Here is a 9,734-nt window from a genome sequence, read left to right as displayed (position 1 = left end):
CAACACGCCGAATAGAGAAGACCCTAATGCATTTGAGCCAAAAGTGTGAAGTGGTTTTATGGCCGGCAAATGCGTTAAAACAAACAGATAGAGCTGTTTCCGCGATTTAATATTGAAGCAAGTCGTTCCCATGATTGGGCGAGCATTTTTATCGGCATCAGTCAGGTGCAAGCCGTTATAATCGAAGTACTTGATCGTCAGCCGGAAAGCATTGTAATCACCCCTTCGTTTCTTTGTTTATGATTATAATTAATATTGTTGACAATTTTTTAGATGTGACGTTCAATCCATCATGCTCTTCTCCATCAAACGAGAGAGGGGTGATTTAAACAAGGGGAATAAAAATGTTTAACAGACGCGCAGTTATCAAAACTGCGGCGCTGGGCGCCGTTTCAATTTTTGCGCTCATGTCCGCCAATGCCTCCCAAGCAGCAGACAAAGAACTCAAAATCGGATTTGTCGGTGTAACCAGTGGGCCGGCCGCATCGTGGGGCACTTCCAATGTTCGTTCGATGCAGGTGCGCGCTGACTGGCTCAATGAGTCCGGTGGTGTGAAGATCGGTGACGATACTTACAAGATCAATATCGTCACATTCGATGATCAGAAAGATCCCAAGCGCGCCATTGCCGGCATGGAAAAAATGGCTCAGGAAGGCGTGCACTACGTTGTCGGGCCAAATGTCGATGACGGCGCCGCCGCTGTGCGACCTGTCGCTGAGTCCAAGGGGATTATCTATTTCCCTTATTCATTCCCGAAAGAACTTTACACGCCGCCTGCATCCAATGCTGTTCTGGGCATGATCGCGAACTATCAGTCGGGTCCCGCGATCTATAAATATCTCAAGGACAATAAGGGCATTAAGACTGTTGCGTTCGTCGCCGCTAATGAGTCTGATCCACTGAGCCAGCGCGACAGCGGCATCGAGGCAGCCAAGGCTCTTGGTCTTGAAGTCGTTTCGACCAGTGATGCTTATCAGAACGATACCCGCGATTTTACACCTGTTCTGACACCAATCATCATGCAGAAGCCAGATCTTCTGGTTCTTTCAGGTGTCGCACCTGGCAATGCGCCACTTCTGATCCGCGCCGCGCGTGAACTCGGCTACGAAGGCTTCATTTCAACTGAAACCGCACAGGATGCCAAAGTTCTTGAAGAAGGTGCGGGTGAGCTTGCAAATGGCTTCATCTCCGTAGGTGGTGCTTCGACGCCGGAAATCGCGTCTGACACCATGAAGGAATTCGTTGATCGCTACACCAAAGCCTATGGCGAGTATAATGACGAGTCCAACACCAAGGTCTATGCACTCGACTATATTATCGAAACGATCAAAGCCAATCCGGCCGCCATCGATAATGTCAAAGAATTTATGAAGACCATGGATACGTTCTCGGCACAGAACCCCTTTGTGAAGGGTGATGACGCGAAGCTGACTTATGTCGGCACAACGTCATTTGGCCAGAAACGCCAGATCGGCATTCCGATGGTCGTGACCGAGTATAAGGACGGAAAATTTGAAACGCTGTTCGTGGCGAAGGTCGACTAAACGAACCGCACTCAAAGTAATAGCCTGATGCGGTGCCATATCGTCCGCATCAGGCCTCCCAACCGTAAAGAACTGTCACGGAGGCGTTGGCTTAGCCCTGTCTCCACAGGGGGAGTCTGTCTTCATGGAACAAATTATAGCCAATGGGCTGTATCTTGGTGCGCAATATGCACTGATCGCGTTAGGATTGACGCTGATCTTCGCACTGATGAACGTCCTCAATTTCGCGCATGGCCAGATGTATGTGCTCGGAGGTTTCGTCACCTACACGATCTATGGTCAACTCGGCTTGCCGTTTGTCGTGGCGTTGTTAGCCTCTGCAGTCACTTTGATGATTGTCGGCGCGTTGATTGAAAAGTTTTTATTCAGACCCGTTATCAAACGAAGTCTGAGAGATGAAAGTACGATGCTGCTTGCGGCGGCGGTCGCCTTCTTTCTTGACGCAATAATTCTATTGCTCTTTGGTGAGAAGCAGCGCGGCGTTCCAAAAATCATAAACGGCGTCTTCGTTTCTGATTGGCTTATAATGCCTTATGACCGCATGTTGATCGGCGTGCTTGCTATCGTCTTCATTGCTGCTTTCGTTCTCTTTATGCAATTCACGAAACCCGGTCGCGCCATGCGTGCGCTTGCCCAGGACCGTGTGGCTGCTCAGTTGATGGGTGTGAATGTTGACCGATACTCCATGATCGGTTTTGCAATGGGGGCAATGCTGGCCGGTCTGGTTGGTGGTTTGCTGGTCGCCATTACCGGGGTTAATTCGGGCATTGGTGGAGCCATTTCCATCAAGGCTTTCATGATGGTGATGATTGGCGGCGCCGGTGTCGTCAGCGGTGCAATTGCCGGTGGCTTCATCCTCGGTATGTTGGAGTCGGTGGGCCTCACAGTGCTGCGTCCTTATGGTGATATTACTTATCTCGTCATCTTTGCCGGGCTGATGGTCTTCCTCAGCCTCCGCCCTAACGGGCTTATGGGCAAACCTTGGGGTTGATGGGGGCAATCATGACAAAGACAACAAAACTTCTCGGCGTCGTTGCCTTTCTCGCACTCGTGCTAATTGGCATTCCGCTTCTTATTGAAACAACAGGGCGTAGCGACCTTTATTATACGCTGACTTCGGTAGCTCTGTTATCTATCGTCAGCGGTGGAGTGTGGCTTACCTTCTATATCGGCCGCATTAATATTGGTCAGGGTGCCTATGCATTGATGGGTGGCTATGTTTCGGCCATTCTGATGGTGAAATATGGCGTATCATTCTGGCTGACGCTGCCATTGGCCGGTCTGTTCTGTGCCTTCGCCAGCATCCTTATCGGCATTCCGATCCTGCGGCTTCGTGGCGTTTATTTCGCCATGGTTACTCTGGTGCTCACAGAAGTCGCGCGTCTGCTTGCTATGGCCTTGCCAATCACCAACGGTGCGAAAGGTATGGTCAGCATTCCGATGCCCGGCGGCATATCAATATTCGGTCTGAACATCCTGCCAGATTTCGCAACGCTTCAGAACCCACGCGCCGCCTTCTATTACGTGTCGGTCGTACTGATGGTGCTCTGCTTTGCCGGTCTTTATCGGCTTATTCATTCGCGTATCGGTGGGCTTTGCCAGTCGCTGCAACAGAATGAAGAGCTTGCTTCATCTATTGGCGTCAACATCACATATCTCCGTGTGTTGGCCTATGCGATCTCTTCCTTTCTGGGTGGTCTTGGTGGAGCGATGTTTGTGGCAATCTCTCAGTCCATTTATCCTTCAAGCTTCACCGTTACAGACTCCGTCAATTTCATGCTCAACTGCTTCCTTGGTGGTCTTGGCTATGTTTTCGGACCGATTATAGGAACTTTCGTCCTCTACTTTGGCTGGGACTTCCTCTTCCAGACTGGAAAGTTCCAGCTCCTCATCTTCTCGAGCCTGTTGATCATTCTAATGCTGTTCCTGCCCAACGGGCTGCTCAGCCTTCGTCTGACTGGCAAGAAAGGATCGAAATCATGAGTGCACTTCTCGAAGTCAAAGGGCTGACCAAGCGATTTGGTGGACTTGTTGCAGTCAACGATGTTTCATTCTCGGTCAGGGAAAAGGAAATTCTGTCGGTGATCGGGCCAAACGGGGCCGGAAAGTCAACACTTTTCAAGCTGATCGCCTCGTTTATTACACCGACGACAGGTGAAGTCCGCTTCAACGGTGAACGTATATCGGGCCTTGCTCCGCATATCGTCGCCCGTAAAGGCGTGGTCCGTACGTTTCAGGAAACAACCATCTTCAAAGGCATGACGGTGCGTGACAATGTCATTGTCGGGCATCATCTGCGTGCCAAGGCGAGTTTCCTCGGATGTTACCTTGGTACAGGCCTTGCTCGGCAAGATCAGGAAGAATTCGGCCGTTCTGCAGACGAAGTTCTGGATTTTCTGGGGCTTGGAAGCCAACGTAACGAAGTTGCGCAGAACCTTCCGCATGGCCATCTGCGCGCACTTGGTATTGCGATTGGACTAGCCACAGAGCCTAAAATCCTGCTGCTTGATGAACCTTTTGCGGGCATGAACCACGACGAGACTGTCAAGGCAGTGGAAATGGTGCGCGCTGTGCGGGACCGCGGCGTTACTGTTCTTCTCGTTGAGCACGATATGCCAGCCGTCATGAATATCTCCGACCGGATCGTTGTCATCAATTTCGGTCAGAAGATTGCGGAAGGCACGCCCAGGGAGATTCAGGAGAACGAGAAAGTCATCGAAGCCTATCTGGGCGCAGAAGATGAAACGATTGGATACTGATCATGACAGAGCTTCTGAAAGTCAACGATGCTGAACTCTATTATGATCACGTCTACGCCCTCAAAGGCGTTTCGCTGACAGTCAACCAAGGCGAGACAGTAGCCCTGATTGGGGCAAATGGTGCTGGAAAATCCTCGATCCTGCGAGCAATCACGGGATTGAATAAACTGCGCAAGGGCGAGATCTACTTTGAAGGGCGCCGCCTTGACGGAACGCGTTCCGATACGATTGTTGAAATGGGTATCGCTATGGTGCCCGAGGGACGTCGCGTTTTTCCCTATATGAGCGTGCGCGACAATCTTCTGATGGGAGCTTTTACGCGATCCAGCAAGGCAGAGATTGCCAACACGCTGGAAATGGTGATGGGTCGGTTTCCTCGTCTGAAAGAACGCTATTCTCAGGCAGCAGGTACGATGAGCGGCGGTGAACAGCAAATGCTCGTCATTGGGCGCGCGCTGATGGCAAAACCTAAGTTGTTGCTTCTTGATGAGCCATCACTGGGCGTCGCACCTAAGCTTGTGCAGGACATCGCTCGTTCGATTGTGGCCATCAACCGAGATGAAAAAGTGAGTGTTCTGCTCGTCGAGCAAAACTCGCGCATGGCGCTTCGTATCTCACAAAGGGCTTATGCGCTCACCACCGGCAAGATCGTACTTTCCGGCAATTCAGAAGAACTGATCTCTGACGAGCGCGTGAAAAAACTTTATCTGGGTGGTGAAATCTGAGTCATACCCCAGATCGGCAGCCGTGCTTCGGGGGCAGTACGGCTGCCGGAATGACATTTGAAGACGTTCTGTGCCTCTGACGTGTCGCGGAAACACAATTCGCTTTCCGTTAAAAATATGCACTAAAACAAAAACTTAAAGCGCGTCATTTGGGTTTAATAATTGCCGCGCTTTAAGCCATCAACAACGATAAAAAAAGATGGTTTGAGGAAATGGACATACTTGTTGTCAACCCGAATACAACTGCTTCCATGACGCGGAAGATTGGCGAAGCTGCGCGCAGCGTTGCGCTGAGCGACACCAATATCATAGCCGTCAATCCTAAGGATGGCCCGCCCAGCATAGAAGGCTATTTCGACGAGGTTTTTGCAATTCCTGGTATGATCGGTGAAATGCAGAAACATGCTTCGGCTGATGCTTGCATCATAGCTTGTTTCGACGATACGGGGCTTGATGCTGCACGTTGCGCCAGCACAATGCCTGTGATCGGTATTGGCGAAGCAGCGTTTCACATGGCGAGCCTGATTGCGGGCAAGTTCAGTGTGGTGACCACCCTCTCCCGCTCCGTTCCGGCAATTGAGCACAATCTGGTACGTTACGGACTGGCGACGCGCTGTGCTCGCGTTCGCGCCAGCGATGTTGCAGTCTTGGACCTCGAAATTCCCGGCTCTGATGCCAGAAAACGCATATCAGACGAGATCGCACGCGCGATCCGTGATGATCATGCTGAAGCGATTGTGCTTGGCTGCGCCGGGATGGCAGACCTCGCCGCATCCTTATCAATTGAACACGGCTTGCCAGTGGTTGATGGTGTGACGGCTGCTGTCAAACTTTGTGAGGGACTGGTTAGCTTGGGATTGAAGACCTCCAAACGAGGCGGATATCTGCCACCACGAGCAAAGGCCTTTGAAGGAATATTTGAAACATATTCACCGGGGCGGTGACTAGTGGTCTGATTCCGACATTTGTATTCCTCAATGGCGGGCGTTGAGCAAATGTCGGAATCTAAATGACCGCCAGTAAGCTTATGAATCTATTTGGTTTTTCGAATTTAACGTTTGAAGCAGCATGTAAGTCAGTGGGGATTCAAACCACTGGAACACGAGGTTTGAGTGGTTCAACGTTTCTGCATGGGCCAAAATCCCTTCAGAACGAGTATTAGATTGGATCGAAACTGGATCTCCGACGTATCGATCCTAACTTGTATATCAAATCGGCGAATTTGTTGACAACCAATGAGGCGAGTTTGATATGTACAAGAAAAGCTCTGAAAACCCGCATGTTTGTAGAGTTTCCCGCGATCAGAATAACTTGGTACTCGGACACAAATGAATTTTTTTGGCTCTAACGCACCAGACACGACTGAAAACGGTAATGGCAACGGGGCAGCTCGCTGGCACTCTGTTTATCAAGGCCTGAGAGATGCCATCGTCAGCCATCAGTTGCTGCCTGGCACAAAACTGCCAGAAGATGAACTGGCCACGATCTATTCGGTCAGCCGTGCGGTGGTGCGATCAGCTCTACAGGCTCTCTCGCATGATCGTCTTGCGCGGCTTGAACCCAATCGTGGTGCATTTGTTGCAGAGCCTTCGCGGGAGGAAGCGCGCGAAGTGTTTGAAGCGCGAACCCTGATCGAGCCGCAGGTCGCGGCGCTTGCAGCCAGGGTTGCAACGGCAGATGACATTGCGAAACTGCGCAAGCATCTTAATGATGAACATGCGGCACTTCACGCTGGCCGTGACAGTGATGCGATCAGACTTTCAGCACGGTTTCACCTCGACCTCGCAGAGATCGCAGGACATTCGATTTTGGCGGGCTTTGTTGCCGAATTGCTGCCACGCTCATCACTGATCATCGCACTTTATTGGCAGCGCAGAGAAACGACATGTGAAAGCCATGCCCACAATGCGTTAGTCGGTGCCATTGAGCAGCATAAAGTTGGTGAAGCAGAATCCTTGATGAAGACGCATATTCTGGATCTGCTGGCAGGTCTCAATCTTGATCGCACGGAAAAAGAACAAAAGCGTCTTTCCGATATTCTAAAATGAGTGAGAGGCCGATCCAAGATCGACCTCTTGATTACATTTAGATCGCTTCCCACTGTTGGGAGACGTGCTCTAGCGCGGAAACTTCTGATTTTCTTCCAAAACATTCAGATCCATATGGTTGCGCATATAGCGTTCCGATGCCTTTTGTAGTGGTTGATAATCCCACGGGTAATAAGCGCCATTTCGCAGCGCCGGATAAACCACATGGCGACGGGCCTGGCTTGCCCGCACCTGACGATCATAAAGCTCAAGATTCCATCGCGCGTCTACTTTACCAACAAGCCGCTGCAAAACCTCATTGTGTTCGGGCGCCTCTGCGAGATTGTTCAATTCATCAGGATCGTCGGCGAGGTTGAACAATTGTGGTGGATCAACCCGACAAATATTGAGTTTCCAGTCGCCTTCCCGCAGAGAAACCATCGGCGCAACAGTGCCTTCAGCAGCATATTCCATAGGCACAGCGCCACGAGGTTGCGTGCCCGAGGCCACATCGACAAGTGACACTCCGTCTGTCCACGGCATGATGCCATGCAGATCAATACCGGCGAGATCGGAAAGTGTTGGGAGGACATCAAGCGTAGACACGGCTTCATCAATGCGTCCCGGTTTAAGCTGGGGGGCTGCGATCATCAGCGGCACACGAGCAGAGCCTTCAAAGAAGTTCATCTTGAACCAAAGGCCACGTTCACCGAGCATATCACCGTGGTCAGATGTGAATACAACCAGAGTGTTGTCGCTCATCTCACATCGTTCGATGACGTCGAGCAGATTGCCAATTTTCTCATCGACATAGGAGATGTTGGCAAAATAGGCCCGCCTTGCTGCCCTGATCTGCCCGCGCGTAAGATTGTAATCTTCGGCCTTGCTAGCGTGTAGCAGGCGCTCGCTGTGCGGGTCGATGGCACTTTCTGGTAAGGGCTCGATTTTCGGATCAAGCTCAGGAATATCTGCATAAAGGTCATAGAAGCGTTTGCGTGCCACATAGGGGTCATGTGGATGCGTGAAGCTCACTGTCAGACACCAGGGGCGCTCGTCATGGCCACGTGCCAGATCGTAAAGCTTGGCTTCTGCCTGATAGGCAACCTCGTCGTCATATTCGAGCTGATTGGTGATTTCCGCCGATCCTGCGCCGGTGATGGAGCCGAGATTATGATACCACCAATCGATGCGTTCGCCCGGTTTGCGATAATCAGGCGTCCAGCCAAAGTCCGCAGGATAGATATCTGTCGTCAGGCGCTGTTCAAAGCCATGCAGCTGATCAGGGCCCACAAAATGCATCTTACCAGAAAGAGCGGTCTGATATCCCGCATTGCGCAGATGATGCGCATAAGTGGGAATTTCTGACGAGAATTCGGCCGCGTTGTCATAGACGCCTGTCCGCGAAGGTAGCTGTCCCGACATAAAGGATGCGCGCGCCGGAGCACATAACGGGCTTGCGGTATAACAATTGGCAAAGCGTGTTGAGCGTTCCGCGAGTTTGCGTAAGTTCGGCGTGTGCAGAAAATCTGCGGGGCCATCAGGGAACAAAGTTCCGTTCAGCTGATCAACCATCAGAACGAGGATATTGGGCTTTTTCATTTGGCTAATACCATTAATGGAAAAAAATCAAACGCAGAGCGGCGGGCGCTGAAAACGCCCGCCGACAATGCATGCTGAATGCAGTTTAAAGGCCGAGTTTTGCCTTGACTGCTGCAGCTCCCGGTTCGCCTTTAAATGTAGTGACACCCTCGAGCCACTTATCGATATGTTCAGGGTTGGCTTTCAACCATGCAGCAGCTGCTGCCGGACCTTCAGTTCCCTCATTCAGGATCTTGTCCATCAGCGCATTTTCAATATCGACAGTGAAGACAAGCTGTTTGAAGAAGTTTGCTGCATTCGGGCACTCGCCTGCCCAGCCGGTGCGTGACAGCGTGTAAACTTCCGCACCACCAAAGTTCGGTCCGAAGTAGTCATCACCACCGGACAGGTATTCAATGTTGAGCTTGGTATTCATTGGATGTGGTGCCCAGGCCAAAAAGACCACCCATTGCTTATCCCGGTTTTTGCGGTCAACTTGCGCAAGCATAGCCTGTTCGCTGGATTCAACGATCTTCCAGCCGTCCAGCTTGAATTTCTTGTCTTCGATGATTTTCTGAATGTTCTGATTGGCTGGTGCGCCGGGTTCAATGCCGTAGATTTCTTTGCCGAACTTGTCGGCATTGGCGGCGAGATCGGCAAAGTCCTTCACGCCTTCCTTGGCGACGTAATCTGGCACAGCGAGAGTGAATTTGGCACCTTCCAGATTCTTGACCAGCACTTCAGCGGCCTTGGCGCCAGCGAGATCATCGCGGAACTTCTGTTGCGCAGGCATCCAGTTGCCAAGGAAAACATCAGTATTGCCGGTTTTAAGAGCCTCATAGCCAATAGGCACCGACATGGTTTTCACGTCGGCCTTATAGCCCAGCCCATCGAGCAGCACACTGGCGATGGCATTTGTTGATGTAATATCTGTCCAACCCGGATCAGAAAGACGAATGGTTTCACATGCTGCAGGATCTGCTGCAGAAGCCACGCCTGTAAGCCCCGTGAACGCTGCCAGTGCAAGTGTCGTCAGTTTGAGATAGCGCATCCGTTTTCCCCTGTTTGGCTTTGACGAAATCTGCTTCGTAAAATCAAATT

The 9,734-nt window shown here is 51.2% G+C and carries 9 protein-coding genes; 7 read left to right on the top strand and 2 right to left on the bottom strand.

Annotated features, from left to right (window positions below; genetic code table 11):
- Window positions 1-344 precede the first annotated feature (344 nt).
- The 7 genes from CEV32_RS04150 (at window position 345) to CEV32_RS04120 (ending at window position 7,076) form a co-directional block, all read left to right on the top strand.
- Window positions 345-1,544 carry an ABC transporter substrate-binding protein gene (locus CEV32_RS04150; protein ID WP_094574437.1) on the top strand — a complete coding sequence of 400 codons (1,200 nt, stop codon included), beginning with the start codon at window positions 345-347 and terminating at the stop codon, window positions 1,542-1,544.
- Window positions 1,545-1,668: 124 nt separating this feature from the next.
- On the top strand, window positions 1,669-2,535 hold the full coding sequence (locus CEV32_RS04145) for a branched-chain amino acid ABC transporter permease (RefSeq protein ID WP_094574435.1): 867 nt from the start codon (window positions 1,669-1,671) through the stop codon (window positions 2,533-2,535).
- 11 nt (window positions 2,536-2,546) lie between these two features.
- Window positions 2,547-3,527, top strand: coding sequence for a branched-chain amino acid ABC transporter permease (locus tag CEV32_RS04140; RefSeq protein WP_094574502.1), 981 nt, complete (start codon window positions 2,547-2,549; stop codon window positions 3,525-3,527).
- Window positions 3,524-4,303: an ABC transporter ATP-binding protein gene (locus CEV32_RS04135; RefSeq protein WP_094574433.1), complete on the top strand. Its 780-nt coding sequence runs from the start codon at window positions 3,524-3,526 to the stop codon at window positions 4,301-4,303. Before CEV32_RS04140 ends, CEV32_RS04135 begins: the two co-directional genes overlap by 4 nt.
- A 2-nt stretch (window positions 4,304-4,305) precedes the next feature.
- A complete protein-coding gene (locus CEV32_RS04130) occupies window positions 4,306-5,028 on the top strand; it encodes an ABC transporter ATP-binding protein (RefSeq protein ID WP_094574431.1) in 723 nt (240 codons plus the stop codon).
- 212 nt (window positions 5,029-5,240) lie between these two features.
- Entirely contained in the window at window positions 5,241-5,972 is a 732-nt protein-coding gene (locus CEV32_RS04125; RefSeq protein WP_094574429.1) for an aspartate/glutamate racemase family protein, read from the top strand.
- Between the two features lie 384 nt (window positions 5,973-6,356).
- Window positions 6,357-7,076 carry a GntR family transcriptional regulator gene (locus CEV32_RS04120; protein ID WP_094574427.1) on the top strand — a complete coding sequence of 240 codons (720 nt, stop codon included), beginning with the start codon at window positions 6,357-6,359 and terminating at the stop codon, window positions 7,074-7,076.
- Window positions 7,077-7,145: 69 nt separating this feature from the next.
- Here the strand turns inward: CEV32_RS04120 and betC are convergent, their stop codons facing one another.
- Complete coding sequence (gene betC, locus CEV32_RS04115) at window positions 7,146-8,654, bottom strand: choline-sulfatase (RefSeq protein WP_094574425.1); 1,509 nt, start codon at window positions 8,652-8,654, stop codon at window positions 7,146-7,148.
- Between the two features lie 85 nt (window positions 8,655-8,739).
- The gene (gene choX / locus CEV32_RS04110; protein WP_094574423.1) at window positions 8,740-9,684 is read right to left on the bottom strand and encodes a choline ABC transporter substrate-binding protein; all 945 of its coding nucleotides are present in this window, start codon (window positions 9,682-9,684) and stop codon (window positions 8,740-8,742) included.
- Window positions 9,685-9,734 lie beyond the last annotated feature (50 nt).

It is taken from the genome of Brucella rhizosphaerae, assembly GCF_002252475.1.
Lineage (GTDB): Bacteria > Pseudomonadota > Alphaproteobacteria > Rhizobiales > Rhizobiaceae > Brucella > Brucella rhizosphaerae.
This window is presented reverse-complemented; position numbering and strand designations above follow the sequence as displayed.